We start from the raw sequence: 14,468 nt of genomic DNA, 5'->3' as shown, positions 1-14,468 counted from the left end.
CAGCGGCTTCAGAGGGGGATGTTGCCGTGCCGGCGCTCCGGCATCGGGGCACGCTTGCCGCGCAAGGTCCGCAGCGCGCGGCAGACCTGCTCGCGGGTCTCGCGCGGGGCGATGACCGCGTCGATGTAGCCGCGCTCGGCGGCGAGATACGGCGTGCCGTGGGTGCTCTCGTACGCCGCGACGAGTCGGGCGCGCAGTGCCTGGGGGTCGGCCGCGGCGGCGAGTTCGCGCCGGTGCAGGATGCCGACGGCGCCCTCGGCGCCCATCACGGCGATGCGGGCCGTGGGCCAGGCGAGGTTGACGTCCGCGCCCAGGTGCTTGGAGCCCATCACCGCGTAGCCGCCGCCGTAGGCCTTGCGGACCACGACGGTGACCTTCGGGACGGTCGCCTCGGCGTACGCGTACAGCAGTTTGGCGCCCCGGCGGATGATCCCCGCCTGCTCCTGGCGGACGCCGGACAGGTAGCCCGGCACGTCAGCGAAGGTCAGCAGCGGGATGCCGAACGCGTCGCAGAACCGTACGAAGCGGGCGGCCTTCTCCGAGGCGTCGATGTCCAGCACACCGGCCGCGTGCAGGGGCTGGTTGGCGACGACGCCGACGGAGCGGCCCTCGACCCGGGCCAGCGCGCAGATGATGTTGGGCGCGAACAGGGCCTGGACCTCCAGGAGTTCGCCGTCGTCCACGACCGTGTGCAGGACGTCCCGCATGTCGTAGGCCTGGTCCGGCCGGTCGGGCACGACCTCGTCCAGCCAGGCGCCGTCGCGCGCGCAGCCCGGGGCGTACTCCGGGGGCCGTTCGAGGTTGTTGGCGGGCAGGTACGACAGCAGGTCGCGCACGGTGTCCAGGGCGTCCTCCTCGTCGGCGGCGAGGAAGTGCGCGTTGCCGTTGACGGTGTTGCTGGTGCGGGCGCCGCCCAGCTCCTCGGCGCTGGTGCGCTCGCCGGTGACGGCCTCGATGACGTCGGGGCCGGTGACGAACATGTGGGAGGCGCCGTCCACCATCACCGTGAGGTCGGTGATCGCAGGGGAGTAGGCGGCGCCTCCCGCGCAGGGGCCGAGGACGACGGAGATCTGCGGGACGACCCCGGAGGCCCGGACGTTGCGGCGCACGAGTTCGGCGTAGAGGGCGAGGGAGGCGACGCCCTCCTGGATGCGGGCCCCGCCGCCGTCGTTGAGCCCGACGACCGGGCAGCCGATCTTCAGTGCGAGGTCCATCAGGGCCACCGTCTTCTCGCCGAAGGACTCGCCCATGCTGCCGCCGAAGACCGTGGAGTCCTGGGCGAACACGCAGACGGTACGGCCGTCGACCGTGCCGTGCCCGGTGACCACCCCGTCCCCGTACGGGCGCCGGGCGCCGTCCCCGGCCCGGTGGGCCCGCACGAACAGACCGGTCTCGGTGAAGGAGCCCGCGTCCAGCAGCCGTTCGATCCGCTCCCGCGCACCGAGCAGCCCCCGGCGTCTCGCGCCGCCCGGGGCCACCGCCCGCATCCGGCGGCTCTCCAGCTCGGCGAGCCGCGCGGCGGTGCGGTCGGGGGCGTGCGCCGCCGTGTCCTCGGCCCGGGATGTCGTCGCCTCTCGCGTCACAGCCACCTCCGAAGTGGCTTTCGAATATGGCAGTGACGCCCGTGCGAAGGGGATGGTCGAGGGGTGTGTTTTGCGGGAGTTGAGTGCCCGGGCGACGCTGTTAGTGCGGCGGTGACAAGGCGGGCGTCTCAGGGCTCACGATGCTCGTGCGCCGCGAGCTCCAGTGCCTGGGCCTCGGCCTGGGCCACCCGCTGCTCGGCCGCCACGTCGATCGAGCGGGTCAGCCACCAGTACAGCAGCGCGGAGACCGGCAGCCCGATGAACAGCGAGATGTCGGCGCCGCCGAGGGCGTCGGCGACCGGGCCGGTGTAGAGGGTGCCGACCGAGAAGAACGGGATCATGACGGCGAAGCCGACCAGGTAGGCGATGATGCCGTGCCAGCCCCAACGACCGTACATGCCCCGTGGGTTGAAGATCTCGGCGATGGCGTAGTGGCCGCGGCGCACCACGTAGTAGTCCATCAGGTTCACCGCGGTCCAGGGGATGAAGAGATAGAGGACCAGCAGCAGGAAGTTGTTGAAGTTCTCCAGGAAGTGGGAGGTGGCGGCCAGCGCGCCGACCAGGGAGAGGGCCGCGGTGAGGCCGATGGTGACCAGGCGGACGGCGAGGGTGGGCCGCACCCGCTTGAAGGAGTCGATGGCACTGATGAGGGTGAGCGAGCCGCCGTACATGTTCAGCGCGGTGACGGAGACCAGGCCCAGCGCGGCGAACAGCAGCACGATCGCGCCGAAGCCGCTGAACACCTTGTCGCCCGCCGCGTTGATCGACCTGATCGTGTCGAAGTCCTTGCCCGCCCAGGCGGCGAGCAGGGCGCCCAGGACCATCAGCCAGATGCCGCCGAGGGCGGAGCCGAAGTAGGTCCAGTAGAAGGTCTTGCGGACGGTGACGTTCGGCGGCAGGTAGCGGGAGTAGTCGGAGACGTAGATCGCCCAGCTGATCTGGTAGCCGGCGACCACGCCGAACTGCGCCAGGAACGGCGTCCACTTGAAGGCGCCGAGGTCGAAGGAGCCGGCCGGGTAGTGCAGGGTGAGCAGGACCCCGACGGTGAAGATCCCGAAGACGACCAGGAACGTGTACGTCAGGAACCGTTCGGCCTTGTGGATGATGTCGTAGCCCACCAGCGCGATCACCAGGGCGAGCACGGTGACGGCGACCACCCACAGCTTCACGCCGCCGTGCACGGTGGTGTGCATGGCCTCGCCCGCGAGGATCGTGTTGAAGACGTTGAAGCCCGCGTACTGGACGTACGCGAACAGCCACACGAGCAGGGCGCCGACGTAGCCGAACTGGGGCCGCGACTGGATCATCTGCGGCAGGCCGAGCTGGGGGCCCTGGGCCGAGTGGAAGGCCATGAAGAAGGTGCCGAGGACGGTGCCCGCCACGATCGCGATGAGCGACCAGATGAGGTTGCCGCCCTCGGTGATGCTGATGAGGCCCACGGCCAGTGTGGCGATCTGGGCGTTCGACATGAACCACAGCGGGCCGAGGTGCCACAGCTTGCCGTGGCGCTCGTCCAGCGGGACGTAGTCGATCGACCGTATCTCCAGGCCCTGCACCCGCGGTTCCGATGATGTGGTCACGGCGCCTCCAGAGAACAGATCCACTCTGTGGCCGGATTCATTCCCTGGAACGGTCTGGCCAAAGGTGGCATTGCCGACCCTTGACCAGACGGGTTCCCAGGTCAGGCCGCCGGACTCGGAAACGTCGGGTACTCGACGCCGGAGACGTGCTGGACGACCCGGATCACCTGGCAGGAGTAGCCGAACTCGTTGTCGTACCAGAGGTAGAGGATCGCGTTGTCGCCCTCCACCTTGGTCGCGCCGGCGTCCACGATCGAGGCGTGCCGTGAGCCGATGAAGTCGCTGGAGACCGCGTCGGGGGCGGTGGTGAAGTCGATCTGGCGCTTGAGCGGCGAGGTCAGCGACACGTCGCGCAGGTACTCGAGGACCTCCTCGCGGTCCGTCTCCCGGGCGAGTTGCAGGTTGAGGATCGCGATCGAGACGTCCGGGACCGGCACACGGATCGAGCTGCCGGTGATGCGCGCCTTGAGGTCGGGCAGCGCCTTGGCCACCGCGGAGGCGGCACCGGTCTCGGTGATGACCATGTTCAGCGGCGCCGAGCGGCCGCGGCGGTCGGCCTTGTGGTAATTGTCCAGCAGGTTCTGGTCGTTGGTGAACGAGTGGACCGTCTCCACGTGGCCGCGCAGCACGCCGTACTCGTCGTCCATGGCCTTCAGCGGCGGCACGATCGCGTTGGTGGTGCAGGACGCGCAGGACAGGATCTGCTCGTCCGGCTTGATCGTGTCGTGGTTGACGCCGTGCACGATGTTGGGGACGTCGCCCTTGCCCGGCGCGGTCAGCACGACCTTGTCGATGCCGGGACGCAGGTGCTGGGACAGGCCCTCGCGGTCGCGCCACTTGCCGGTGTTGTCGATGAGGATCGCGTTGCGGATGCCGTACGCGGTGTAGTCGACCTCGGAGGGGTCGTTCGCGTAGATCACCTTGATCGCGTTGCCGTTGGCGAAGATCGTGCTGGACGCCTCGTCGACGGTGATGGTGCCCTGGAACTGGCCGTGGATGGAGTCCCGGCGCAGCAGCGAGGCCCGCTTGACGATGTCCTGCTCGCCGCCGCCGCGCACCACGATCGCGCGCAGCCGCAGGCCGTTGCCCGAACCCGACTTCTCGATCAGCAGCCGGGCCACGAGCCGGCCGATGCGGCCGAAGCCGTACAGGACGACGTCCCGGCCCTCGCCGCGCTCGATCTTGTTGGCGCCCGTGGCACCCGCGACGGCCTCGGCGGTGAACGCCTCCACCGTCAGGCCGCGGTCGTCGCTCCGGTAGGTCGCGGCGAGCATGCCCAGGTCGATCTGGGAGGGGCCGAGGTCGAGCGCGGTCAGCGCCTGCAGGAACGGCATGGTCTCGGTGACCGACAGTTCCGTGCCGGCGATCTGCCGGGCGAAGCGGTGGGTCTTGAGGATGCTCACCACCGACTTGTTCACCAGGGAGCGGCTGTGCAGCAGGACGGTGACGTCCCGCTCGCGGTGCAGCTTCCCGATGAGGGGGATCATCGACTCCGCGATCTCCTCGCGGGTCTTCCAGTTGGTGAACGAGTCGTCGTTGACAGCAGTCACTGATCCATCTTTCGAGCTAGGCGGCGCTCATATGTTAAACCCTGGTTGATCGATCGTTTGAGCGGGGTTCGTCACATCCGCTTGCCTCGGACATCGAGACGATCCGGCCGCCCGTCCGTACCTGACGGGCATGGGGCACGCCCGCCCCGCCACCGCTCCGATCGAGGGACGAACTCCATGAACGCAACCGCAGCCATCGGCGTGACCGGCCTGGGCGTGATGGGCCGCAACCTGGCGCGCAACTTCGCCCGCAACGGCTACACCGTCGCCGTCCACAACCGCTCGGCCGGTCGCACGCGCGCGCTGATCGAGGTCTACGGCGACGAGGGCGCGTTCGTGCCCGCCGAGACGGCCGAGGAGTTCGTCGCCGCCCTCGAACGCCCCCGCCGCCTCATGATCATGGTGCAGGCGGGAGCGGCCACCGACGCCGTCATCGACGAGTTCGCCCCGCTCCTGGAGCCCGGCGACATGATCATCGACAGCGGCAACGCGCACTACTCCGACACCCGCCGCCGCGAGGCGGCCCTGCGCGAGCGCGGCATCCACTTCGTCGGCACCGGCGTCTCCGGCGGCGAGGAGGGCGCGCTGGAGGGGCCGTCGATCATGGTCGGCGGCTCGGCGGAGGCGTACGACGTCCTCGGGCCGATGTTCGAGCGGATCAGCGCGAAGGTCGACGGCGAGCCCTGCGCCGCCCACATCGGCAGCGACGGCGCCGGGCACTTCGTGAAGATGGTCCACAACGGCATCGAGTACGCCGACATGCAGCTCATCGCCGAGGCCTACGACCTGCTCCGGCAGGTGGCCGGATACACGCCCGCCGAGATCGCGGACGTCTTCCGCCACTGGAACCGCGGCCGGCTCGGCTCCTACCTGGTGGAGATCACCGCCGACGTCCTCGCCCACACCGACGCCGAGACCGGCCTCCCCTTCGTCGACGTCGTCGCCGACGCCGCCGGCCAGAAGGGCACCGGCCGCTGGACCGTGCAGACCGCGCTCGACCTCGCCTCACCGGTCACCGCGATCGCCCAGGGCACCTTCGCCCGCGCCGCCTCCGGCCAGAGCGAACTGCGCGCCGCCTACGCCGGGCTGCCCGGCGGCACCCGCCCCCAGCTCACCCGCACCGAGGCCGAACGCTTCGCCTCCCAGGTCGAGCACGCCCTGTACGCCTCCAAGGTCATCGCCTACGACCAGGGGCTGAAGATGATCCAGGACGCGGCCGCCGAGTACGGCTGGAAGATCGACCTCGGCACGGTCGCGAAGATCTGGCGCGGCGGCTGCATCATCCGCGCCTCCTTCCTCGACCGCATCCGCGCCGCCTACGCCGCCGACCGCGAACTGGTCAGCCTCCTCGGCGAGATGGAGTTCGCCATGGAGATCACCGACGCGCAGGTGCCCTGGCGCGAGACCGTCGCCTCCGCCGCCCGCCGCGGCATCCCCGTCCCCGCCTTCTCCGCCGCGCTCGCCCACTACGACACCCTGCGCGCCGGCCGCCTGCCCGCCGCCCTTCTGCAGGGCCAGCGCGACTACTTCGGCGCCCACACCTATCTGCGCACCGACCGCCCCGGCGCCTTCCACACCCACTGGGCCGCGCCCGGCCGTCCCGAGACCCCCGCCTGACCCACACCGCCGTGACCCCCGGGCAGAACGGGTCGTTCCGTTCTGCATGATCCACATCAAGCGCGGACTCCTCACGGCCGCCGCGGCGCTCGCCGCCCTGGCGGCCCTGACCGCCCCCGCCGCCCACGCCACCGACGACGTCCCCTGCCACAGCCCCGTCAAGCGGGACCTCACCGACCCGCTCTCCGGCCGGGTCTGGCCGGGCACCACCGTCCTGCACTGCAACCTCACCCGCGGCCACGTCCCGGTGTTCGCCTCCCGCTCACCCGGCGCCCCGGTCGTCGGGTACCTCGAACAGGGCGGCGCGGCGAACTGGTTCGTCACCGAGATGCAGGGCCAGACCTTCCGGGACGGCGCCGCCGAGAACTACTGGTGGGGCAGCACCGTGGCCGACAACGGCCGCTGGGGCTGGGTCCCCGAGGTGTACTTCGCGGGCGGCGACAACAACGAGGACGACGCGGGCCTGCTCATGCCCGGCGGCTACACCTGCGCGAACACCTGCGCCCCCCTGCCGTTCTGGGCCCGCTGAACCGCCTGCTCCCGCCGTCGGACCGGGGCGCCCCACCCGGTCCACGGCGAGCCCGGCCGTGGTCCGGACCATTGATCATTGACGGCCGACCGGACCCCACTTAGCCTCCAGCCATCACGCGCGAACACGGGAGGTCGTCGATGGCAGGCTCCGCGGACAACCCCGAGGGCAGAGCGCCGGCCCGGCAGCTCCAGGTGGAGACGCACGGGCTCGACGTCATCGGCGGCACCGAGCGCAAGGGCACCCCGCGCACCCTGTTCTGGCCCTGGTTCGGCGCCAACGTCTCCATCCTCGGGCTGAGCTACGGCGCCTTCGCCCTCGGCTTCTCGATCTCCTTCTGGCAGGCGCTGATCGCCGGAGTCGTCGGCATCGTCTTCTCGTTCCTGCTGTGCGGCTTCATCGCCGTCGCCGGCAAGCGCGGCTCGGCGCCGACGATGGTGCTCGGCCGGGCCGCCTACGGCGTACGCGGCAACCGCCTGCCCTCGGTGATCTCCTGGGTGCTCACCGTCGGCTGGGAGACCGTGCTGTGCGCGCTGGCCACCATGGCCACCGCCACCGTCTTCTCCCGCCTCGGCTGGGGCGGCGGCACCGAGACCAAGGTGGTCGCCCTGATCCTGGTCGGCGCGCTCACCGTCGCCGGCGGCGTCATGGGCTTCGACCTGATCATGCGGCTGCAGACGGTGATCACCGTGGTCACGGGCGTCCTGACCGTCGTCTACGTCGTCCTCGTCGCCGACCACATCCACTGGAGCACCGTCAGCGCGATCCCGCCGGGCTCCACCCAGGAGTTCATCGGCGCGCTCGTGTTCATGATGACCGGCTTCGGCCTCGGCTGGGTCAACGCCGCCGCCGACTACTCCCGCTATCTGCCGCGCGGCTCCTCCAGCCGCGGCGTGATCGGCTGGACCACCTTCGGCGCCTCGGTGGCCCCGCTGCTCCTGCTCGTCTTCGGCCTGCTGCTCGCGGGCTCCTCCGACAAGCTCGGCGCCGCGGTCGCCGCCGACCCCATCGGTGCGCTCACGACCCTGCTGCCCACCTGGTTCCTGGTGCCGTTCGCCGTCGTCGCCGTCCTCGGCCTGGTCGGCGGCGCCGTCCTCGACATCTACTCCTCCGGCCTCGCCCTGCTCTCCGCGGGCCTGCGGATCCCCCGCTACCTGGCCGCCCTCGTCGACGGCGTCCTCATGATCGCGGGCTCGGTCTACATCGTGTTCGTCGCCGACGACTTCCTCGGCCAGTTCATGGGCTTCCTCACCACCCTGGGCGTCCCCATCGCCGCCTGGTGCGGGATCATGCTCGCCGACCTCGCCCTGCGCCGCCGCGACTACGACGAGACCGACCTCTACCGCCCCTCCGGCCGCTACGGCGACGTACCCCTCACCCCGCTCCTGCTCACCGTCGCCGCCACCGCCCTCGGCTGGGGCCTGGTCACCAACTCGGCCGCCCACTGGCTCACCTGGCAGGGCTACCTGCTCCGGCCCCTCGGCCTCGGCGGCAAGTCCGGCGCCTGGGCCTACGCCAACCTCGGCGTCCTCGCCGCCCTGGCACTCGGCTTCCTCGGCACCCTCGCCCTGGGCCGCGCCCGGGTGCGCGATCAGGAAGCGCAGGCCCCGAGCCCGGCGGACGCGGGAGCGGTCGTATGACCCGCGGCCTGCTCGCCGTCATCGACATGCAACGCGTCTTCGCGGAACCCGGCAGCCCCTGGGCGGCCCCGCGCTACGCCGAGGCCGCGGCGGGAGTACGACGCCTGCTGCCGGCCCACCGCGACCGCACCGTCTTCACCCGCTTCGTAGCCCCCGCGCGACCCGAGGGCGCCTGGCGTGCCTACTACGACCGCTGGCCCTTCGCCCTCCAGCCGCCGGACGCCCCGCTGTGGGAGCTGACCGAGGAGTTCGGCGGCCTCGCCACGCGCGTCCTGGACGCCCCGACCTTCGGCAAGTGGAACCCGTCCCTCGCCGCTCTCGCGGAGCCGGAGGGCCGCCTGGTCCTGGCCGGCGTCAGCACCGACTGCTGCGTGCTGTCCACCGCGCTCGCCGCCGCCGACGCCGGCATCGACGTACGGGTCGCGGCGGACGCCTGCGCGGGCGCCGACGACGACGCGCACGCCAGGGCGCTGCACATCATGGACCTCTACCGGCCGCTGGTGACCGTCACCACGGTCGACGAACTGCTCGCGGAGGCGCAGTGAGACCCGGAACGAACCCCATCCCGCCCCCGCGGCGGCGCGTGGCCCTCCTCGGCGGAGGCTTCGGCACCGACGACGACGGCCTCCTGGACGACTGGATGCTGAGCCATGTGCGCACCGACTGGCCGCGCATCTGCTTCCTGCCGACCGCCAGCGGCGACGAGCCCGCGTACATCGAGCGCTTCCTCGACGCCTTCCGGCCCCGCCGGCACTGCATGCCCTCCGTACTGCCCCTGTTTAGAAGGGAGTTGGAGGACGAGGCGCTGCGCGCCCACCTGCTCGCCCAGGACGTCGTGTACGTCGGCGGCGGCAACACCGCGAACATGCTCGCGGTGTGGCGCGTGCACGGTGTGGACCGGCTGCTGCGCGAGGCCTACGACCGCGGCACCCTGCTGTGCGGCATCAGCGCAGGCGCCAACTGCTGGGCGGAAGGCTCGCACACCGACTCCTTCGGTCCGCTGACCTTCCTCAAGGACGGACTCGGACTGCTGCCCGGCTCCGTCTGCCCCCACTACGACAGCGAACCGGGCCGGCGCCCCTCCTACCGATCCGCCGTCGCCGCCGGATCGCTGCCGGCCGGATGGGCGCTGGACGACGGAACCGGCGCCCTGTTCACGGACGGGCGGCTGACCGAGACGGTGACCCGCCTGCCGCACGCCCGCGTGCACCGCGTGGAACCGGACGGACGCGGCGGCGCCGACGAGCAGGCACTGGAGTGCCGCCCGCTGCCCTGAACCGCCGGGCCGGCGCGGATCGTCCCCGACGGCGGACGGCCGACCGGGCCGGGGCGGGCTGGGACATCCCGTAATTCCCCGCGGTCACAGGAATGCCCCGCCGGGGTCCGGGTACGCGAGCAGAACCCGCCCTGGGGCGATCTTGCCCCGGGTGGACCGTACGACCGCCGCTACCTGGGGATCTGCCATGGACACACCTGCCAACGACCACACCGCCACACCGGCCCGGCAGGCGCTGGACGCGCTGGCCGTGAACACCGACGACACCGCGGCGCTGGACACACTCGCCGGCAGCGAGGTGCTCGTGCCCGTACCCGACGACGCGAACCAGGAGGACGCCGCCGACCCGTCGGCCGTCGCGCTGCCCGTTCTGGAGCAGCCGGGCGGCGACCCGGTGGTGCCCGTGTTCACGTCGGAGGGGGAGCTGGCCGACCTGCTGCCCTTCGTCTCGCGCTACCGCCTTGTGCCGCTGGGCGCGCTCGCCTCGCAGTGGCCCGCCGACGATCTGTCGCTCACCATCGACGCGGGTTCCGAGCACCCGCTGACGCTCACCTCGGAGGGCGTGCGCACGCTGCTGGCCCGGCCGTAGGCCCCGTCCACGGACTCCCGCCCGCACCGAGACGTCCGGGTCCGGCTCACCGGGTGGGCGGCCCGCCCGGCAGCACCTCCAGTTCGTGGTCTGATCGCCGGACGCCGGCCGGGGCCACAATGACCGCATGACATGGATCTCCGGCGTGGCCGGCGGGCTGCTGCTGGCGGCCATGGCCTTCAGCGTGCTGCGCACCCTGGTGGTTCCCCGGGGCCTGTACTCGACGCTGGTGTACCGGCTGTGGTGGACGCTGCGCCGGCTGCTGCGCCTCGCGGCCCCGCGCGGCGACTACGGCGCCATCGACCGCGCGCAGACCTGGCTCGCCCCGCTGATCCTGATCGGCATGCTCGCCACCTGGCTGGGCGGCGCACTGGCCGGCTTCGGGCTGATGCTGCACGCCCTGGCCGGGCTGGCCTGGGGCAGCTCCTTCCGGGAGGCCGGCTCCAGCCTGTTCACCCTCGGCTTCGCCAGCGGCGCCCGGCTGCGGCTGTCCGCGCTGGACTTCGTGGCGGCGGCCACCGGCCCCGTCCTCATCGCCCTGCAGATCGCCTACCTGCCCACGCTCTACGCCGCCTACAACCGCCGTGAACTGGAGGTGACCCTCCTGCAGTCACGGGCCGGCGAACCGGCCTGGGGCCCGGAGATCCTGGCCCGGCAGTACCTCGTCGACACCGAGACCGCGCTGCCCGAGCTGTACCGGGCCTGGGAGCGGCTGGCCTCCGACATCGGCGAGAGCCACTCCACCTATCCCGTCCTGCTGGCGTTCCGTTCGCCCCGGCCCTACCGGCACTGGCTGGTCGGCCTCGTGGCCGTGATGGACGCGGCGGCCATGCAACTGGCGCTCACCCCGCGCAGCGCTCCGCCCGAGGCGCGCCTCGTGCTGCGGGCGGGGTTCACCGCCCTGCGCGACGTCGCCCGTGCCCTGCGCATCCCCTTCGATCCCGATCCCGACCCCGGCGCCCCGATCCAGCTCGACCCCGTCGAGTTCGGGGCGGCGGTCGCCATGCTGGAGGCGGCGGGCTTCCGCGTCGAACGCGCCACCGAGGAGGCCTGGCCGCACTTCCACGGCTGGCGGGTCAACTACGAGGCGATCGCCTACCGGCTGTGCCGCCGCTGCGATGCCGTCCCGGCCCTGTGGACCGGCCCGCGCGACTTCACCTCGACGCCCATCCCACCGCGCAGACCGGCCGACCGCAGACCGGGCGAGGGCTCCTCGGGCCGCCCACCGGCGGCGGGGCCGACAGCCTGAGCCCGGCCGCCGTCGTCAGAAACCGGGATACGGCAGGGTGGCCCGGAGGCGCGGGTCGCCTCCGACTCCGCCGGGTGTCTGCGGGCACAGGGCGACACGTGTGCCGGGCCGCAGGCGCCCGGAGCGTGCCCAGGTCGGGCGGGCAGGAGGGTGACCGCGGCAGCCGGGAGGGCGAAGTGGCCACCGTTCGCACCGGCGGGGTCGCCACCCGGTCCGTCCGGCGCGTGCCGGCGCAGGGGCCGCACGAATGCCGGGCCGCGGCGGGTCACTGGGCGACCGCGGTCACCAGGCAGGCGATGCCGAGCAGGAGGACGGACACGAGGAGCAGACCCGTCACCGCTCACACCCGTGCCACGGCCGCGGACAGCGGGAAGGCGACGCCGGTCAGTTCCTCGGAGACGTCCCACAGGCGGCGGGCGGTGACCGGGTCGCTGGCCGCCGCGGAACGGCCGACCAGGGCCGGGGCGCCGCGCATCTCGCCGAGGCCGTCCGGACCGACGTAGCTCGCACCCGGCAGGTCCTGGACGGCGGCGTACAGGGTGGGCAGGGCGCCCGCCCTGTTGTCCTGGGCGATGAAGCGGTTGCCGAACCGCATCAGCAGGCGGCGCAGTGCGCTGCCGTCGTGACTCTGGAGGTTGGTCGCGGCCCACCCGGGATGCGCGGCGAGCGCCCGCACGGACGAGCCCGCCGCCTCGAGCCGGCGCTGCAGTTCCAGGGTGAACAGCAGGTTGGCCAGCTTCGACTGGCTGTATGCCTTGATCGGGGCGTACTCACCGGTGAGGTTCAGGTTGTCGAAGTGGATGCGCGGGCTGCCCGGCATCCGGTGTGCGCCGGACGACACGGTCACCACCCGGTCGGTGATGCGCGGCAGCAGAAGGTTGGTCAGGGCGAAGTGGCCCAGGTGATTGGTGCCGAACTGCGTCTCGAAGCCGTCCTTCGTGGCGGACTCCGGGATGTTCATGACCCCGGCGTTGTTGACGAGCAGGTCCAGGTCGCCCTGCCACTGCGCCGCGAACTCCCGCACGGAGGAGAGGTCGGCGAGGTCGAGGCGGCGTACCTCCACGCTGCCGTTCACCCGAGCCGCGGCGGCGGTGCCCCGCGCAGGGTCCCGCACCGCGAGCACCACATGCGCGCCGGCGCCGGCCAGCGCCTCCACGGTGGCGATGCCCAGCCCGCTGTTGGCGCCGGTGACGACGGCGGTACGGCCCGTCTGGTCGGGGATGTCGTTGACGTTCCACTTGCTGGATCGAGTAGCCATGGCCGCAAATGTAGGCGCCGCCAACAATGCTGTCAATGACAACAATGGTGACGGCGACAACAATGTAGGCGCCACAAACATGACCGTTACACTGAGGCCCATGCACTCCCGGACTCGCCGCTACCACCACGGAGACCTGCGCGCCGCCCTGCTGGCGCGAGCCGAGCAGACCCTCCGTGAGAGGGGGCCGGCCGACCTGTCGCTGCGGGAACTCGCCCGTGATCTCGGCGTCAGCCATGCCGCGCCGAGCCGCCACTTCAAGGACAAGCAGGCGCTGCTGGACGCGCTCGCGCAGACCGGCTTCGAACGGCTGCGGGACGTCCTGGAGGCGTCACAGGAAGGGCTCGGCGAGTCTTTCGCCGAACGCTTCGACGCGATGGTGCGCGCCTATGTCGGGTTCGCCCTGGAGAACGCCGCGCTGCTGGAGCTGATGTACTCGCTCAAGCATGCTCCGGAGGCGTCGGAGGGCCTGCTGGTGGCCACCCAGCGCTGGTCGGAGCTGCTGGAGCGGCTGATCGAGGAGGGGCAGCGCAGGGGAGAGGTGCGCAAGGGGTCGCTGGAGCGGGTCGGAGGGCCCGTCTTCGCGGTGCTGCACGGTTACGCCGACCTCGCGGCGACCGGGCACCTGCCCCCGGAGATGGCCGAGACGGGACTCGACGACGTCATCGCCTTCGTGCTGAGGGGCTGCGCGCCGGACTGATCAGCCGAGCGTGCGTCCCAGGGCGGCGCGCTGCAGCGGGAGCACCTCGGCGTGCAGGTCGCGGCCCTTGCGGGTCAGGGCGACATACACGCCCCGCCGGTCCTCGGTGCAGACGGAACGCTCGACCAGGCCGTCCTTCTCCAGCCGGCCGATGAGCCGGGACAGCGCGCTCTGGCTGAGATGGACCCGTCCCACCAGGTTCTGCACCCGGCACTGGGCGCCCTCCTCGGGCGCCTCGGACGCGAGGATGTCGAGGACCTCGAAATCGCTCGCGCCCAGGCCGTGCGGGTGCAGCACCCGGTCGATCTCGCACATCGTGCGCGCGTGCGCGGACAGGATGTCCCGCCATTTCGCCTCGAGCCGGGTGTCTGCCGTCTTCACCGCCATACCCGCACGGTAACACCGAATCGGCCAATTGTTGAGTGTGCAACTAGTGCGGATGCATGTGCTCCGGGGGTATCAGGCGGCCGGGTCCTGGAGCAGGCCGATCAGGTTGCCGTCCGCGTCCTTGAGGGAGGCGATCAGCCTGCCGTTGCCGACGTCGCGCACGTCCTCCAGCACCTCGGCACCCGCCTCCACCAGGGCGGCGAGCCGTCCCCGGATGTCGGAGACGTGCCAGTACGGCACCGGCCCGGTCCAGCCCTGCGCGTGGCCGTTGGGGTTGAGCCCGACGTCCTGCCCGGCGTCCTTGAAGCCGACGTAGTACGGCTCGTCCGCGTAGGGCTCCGTCTGCAGCAGGGCGCTGAACACCGCCTTCGCCCTGGCGAGGTCCTTGACGGGGTAGATGATCGTGTTGAGGCCGGCGGTCATGGGATGCTCCTCGGCTCGGTGGTGGAACCGACGGTTTTCGTCGGTGATGTCACGCTAGAGCGGGGGAGCGGGGCATGGCTTCTCCAA

14 protein-coding genes are annotated in these 14,468 nt (G+C 71.7%); 8 read left to right on the top strand and 6 right to left on the bottom strand.

Going from position 1 to position 14,468, the window contains the following annotated elements:
- Nucleotides 1-8: 8 nt before the first annotated feature.
- The 3 genes from M8J74_RS06735 to M8J74_RS06725 all read right to left on the bottom strand — a co-directional run bounded on the left by M8J74_RS06735 (nt 9) and on the right by M8J74_RS06725 (nt 4,713).
- Nucleotides 9-1,487 (bottom strand): acyl-CoA carboxylase subunit beta, encoded by a 1,479-nt coding sequence (locus M8J74_RS06735; protein ID WP_249835581.1) that lies wholly within the window; start codon nt 1,485-1,487, stop codon nt 9-11.
- Nucleotides 1,488-1,711: 224 nt separating this feature from the next.
- On the bottom strand, nt 1,712-3,163 hold the full coding sequence (locus tag M8J74_RS06730) for a purine-cytosine permease family protein (protein ID WP_249835529.1): 1,452 nt from the start codon (nt 3,161-3,163) through the stop codon (nt 1,712-1,714).
- Between the two features lie 101 nt (nt 3,164-3,264).
- Nucleotides 3,265-4,713: a glyceraldehyde-3-phosphate dehydrogenase gene (locus tag M8J74_RS06725; RefSeq protein ID WP_308406013.1), complete on the bottom strand. Its 1,449-nt coding sequence runs from the start codon at nt 4,711-4,713 to the stop codon at nt 3,265-3,267.
- Between the two features lie 177 nt (nt 4,714-4,890).
- On the opposite strand from M8J74_RS06725, the gene gnd reads away from it, so the two are divergent.
- From gnd to M8J74_RS06690, 7 genes are all read left to right on the top strand, one after another.
- Entirely contained in the window at nt 4,891-6,330 is a 1,440-nt protein-coding gene (gnd, locus tag M8J74_RS06720) for an NADP-dependent phosphogluconate dehydrogenase (protein WP_249835528.1), read from the top strand.
- A gap of 46 nt (nt 6,331-6,376) precedes the next feature.
- Complete coding sequence (locus tag M8J74_RS06715; protein ID WP_249835527.1) at nt 6,377-6,859, top strand: hypothetical protein; 483 nt, start codon at nt 6,377-6,379, stop codon at nt 6,857-6,859.
- Nucleotides 6,860-6,999: 140 nt separating this feature from the next.
- The gene (locus tag M8J74_RS06710) at nt 7,000-8,499 is read left to right on the top strand and encodes a purine-cytosine permease family protein (protein WP_249835526.1); all 1,500 of its coding nucleotides are present in this window, start codon (nt 7,000-7,002) and stop codon (nt 8,497-8,499) included.
- On the top strand, nt 8,496-9,044 hold the full coding sequence (locus M8J74_RS06705) for a cysteine hydrolase family protein (RefSeq protein WP_249835525.1): 549 nt from the start codon (nt 8,496-8,498) through the stop codon (nt 9,042-9,044). Before M8J74_RS06710 ends, M8J74_RS06705 begins: the two co-directional genes overlap by 4 nt.
- Nucleotides 9,041-9,775 carry a Type 1 glutamine amidotransferase-like domain-containing protein gene (locus M8J74_RS06700; RefSeq protein ID WP_308406012.1) on the top strand — a complete coding sequence of 245 codons (735 nt, stop codon included), beginning with the start codon at nt 9,041-9,043 and terminating at the stop codon, nt 9,773-9,775. Before M8J74_RS06705 ends, M8J74_RS06700 begins: the two co-directional genes overlap by 4 nt.
- A 187-nt stretch (nt 9,776-9,962) precedes the next feature.
- Nucleotides 9,963-10,364: an SseB family protein gene (locus M8J74_RS06695; protein ID WP_058927056.1), complete on the top strand. Its 402-nt coding sequence runs from the start codon at nt 9,963-9,965 to the stop codon at nt 10,362-10,364.
- A gap of 127 nt (nt 10,365-10,491) precedes the next feature.
- Nucleotides 10,492-11,613 (top strand): hypothetical protein, encoded by a 1,122-nt coding sequence (locus tag M8J74_RS06690; protein WP_249835524.1) that lies wholly within the window; start codon nt 10,492-10,494, stop codon nt 11,611-11,613.
- Between the two features lie 340 nt (nt 11,614-11,953).
- Here the strand turns inward: M8J74_RS06690 and M8J74_RS06685 are convergent, their stop codons facing one another.
- Nucleotides 11,954-12,871: an oxidoreductase gene (locus tag M8J74_RS06685; protein WP_249835523.1), complete on the bottom strand. Its 918-nt coding sequence runs from the start codon at nt 12,869-12,871 to the stop codon at nt 11,954-11,956.
- A gap of 100 nt (nt 12,872-12,971) precedes the next feature.
- On the opposite strand from M8J74_RS06685, the gene M8J74_RS06680 reads away from it, so the two are divergent.
- Entirely contained in the window at nt 12,972-13,571 is a 600-nt protein-coding gene (locus M8J74_RS06680) for a TetR/AcrR family transcriptional regulator (RefSeq protein WP_249835522.1), read from the top strand.
- Here M8J74_RS06680 and M8J74_RS06675 read toward each other — a convergent pair whose 3' ends face one another.
- Together M8J74_RS06675 and M8J74_RS06670 are read right to left on the bottom strand one after the other, a co-directional pair.
- Entirely contained in the window at nt 13,572-13,958 is a 387-nt protein-coding gene (locus M8J74_RS06675; protein WP_249835521.1) for a MarR family winged helix-turn-helix transcriptional regulator, read from the bottom strand.
- Nucleotides 13,959-14,030: 72 nt separating this feature from the next.
- The gene (locus M8J74_RS06670) at nt 14,031-14,381 is read right to left on the bottom strand and encodes a VOC family protein (RefSeq protein ID WP_249835520.1); all 351 of its coding nucleotides are present in this window, start codon (nt 14,379-14,381) and stop codon (nt 14,031-14,033) included.
- Nucleotides 14,382-14,468: the final 87 nt, after the last annotated feature.

It is taken from the genome of Streptomyces panaciradicis (assembly GCF_023516615.1).
GTDB lineage: Bacteria > Actinomycetota > Actinomycetes > Streptomycetales > Streptomycetaceae > Streptomyces > Streptomyces panaciradicis.
This window is presented reverse-complemented; position numbering and strand designations above follow the sequence as displayed.

Coding starts and splice junctions, on each gene's coding strand:
- M8J74_RS06675 (WP_249835521.1), bottom strand. CDS start 13,958: ATGGCGGTGAAGACGGCAGACACCCGGCTCGAGGCGAAATGGCGGGAC.
- M8J74_RS06670 (WP_249835520.1), bottom strand. CDS start 14,381: ATGACCGCCGGCCTCAACACGATCATCTACCCCGTCAAGGACCTCGCC.
- M8J74_RS06705 (WP_249835525.1), top strand. CDS start 8,496: ATGACCCGCGGCCTGCTCGCCGTCATCGACATGCAACGCGTCTTCGCG.
- M8J74_RS06685 (WP_249835523.1), bottom strand. CDS start 12,871: ATGGCTACTCGATCCAGCAAGTGGAACGTCAACGACATCCCCGACCAG.
- M8J74_RS06710 (WP_249835526.1), top strand. CDS start 7,000: ATGGCAGGCTCCGCGGACAACCCCGAGGGCAGAGCGCCGGCCCGGCAG.
- M8J74_RS06715 (WP_249835527.1), top strand. CDS start 6,377: ATGATCCACATCAAGCGCGGACTCCTCACGGCCGCCGCGGCGCTCGCC.
- gnd (WP_249835528.1), top strand. CDS start 4,891: ATGAACGCAACCGCAGCCATCGGCGTGACCGGCCTGGGCGTGATGGGC.
- M8J74_RS06735 (WP_249835581.1), bottom strand. CDS start 1,487: ATGCGGGCGGTGGCCCCGGGCGGCGCGAGACGCCGGGGGCTGCTCGGT.
- M8J74_RS06695 (WP_058927056.1), top strand. CDS start 9,963: ATGGACACACCTGCCAACGACCACACCGCCACACCGGCCCGGCAGGCG.
- M8J74_RS06690 (WP_249835524.1), top strand. CDS start 10,492: ATGACATGGATCTCCGGCGTGGCCGGCGGGCTGCTGCTGGCGGCCATG.
- M8J74_RS06680 (WP_249835522.1), top strand. CDS start 12,972: ATGCACTCCCGGACTCGCCGCTACCACCACGGAGACCTGCGCGCCGCC.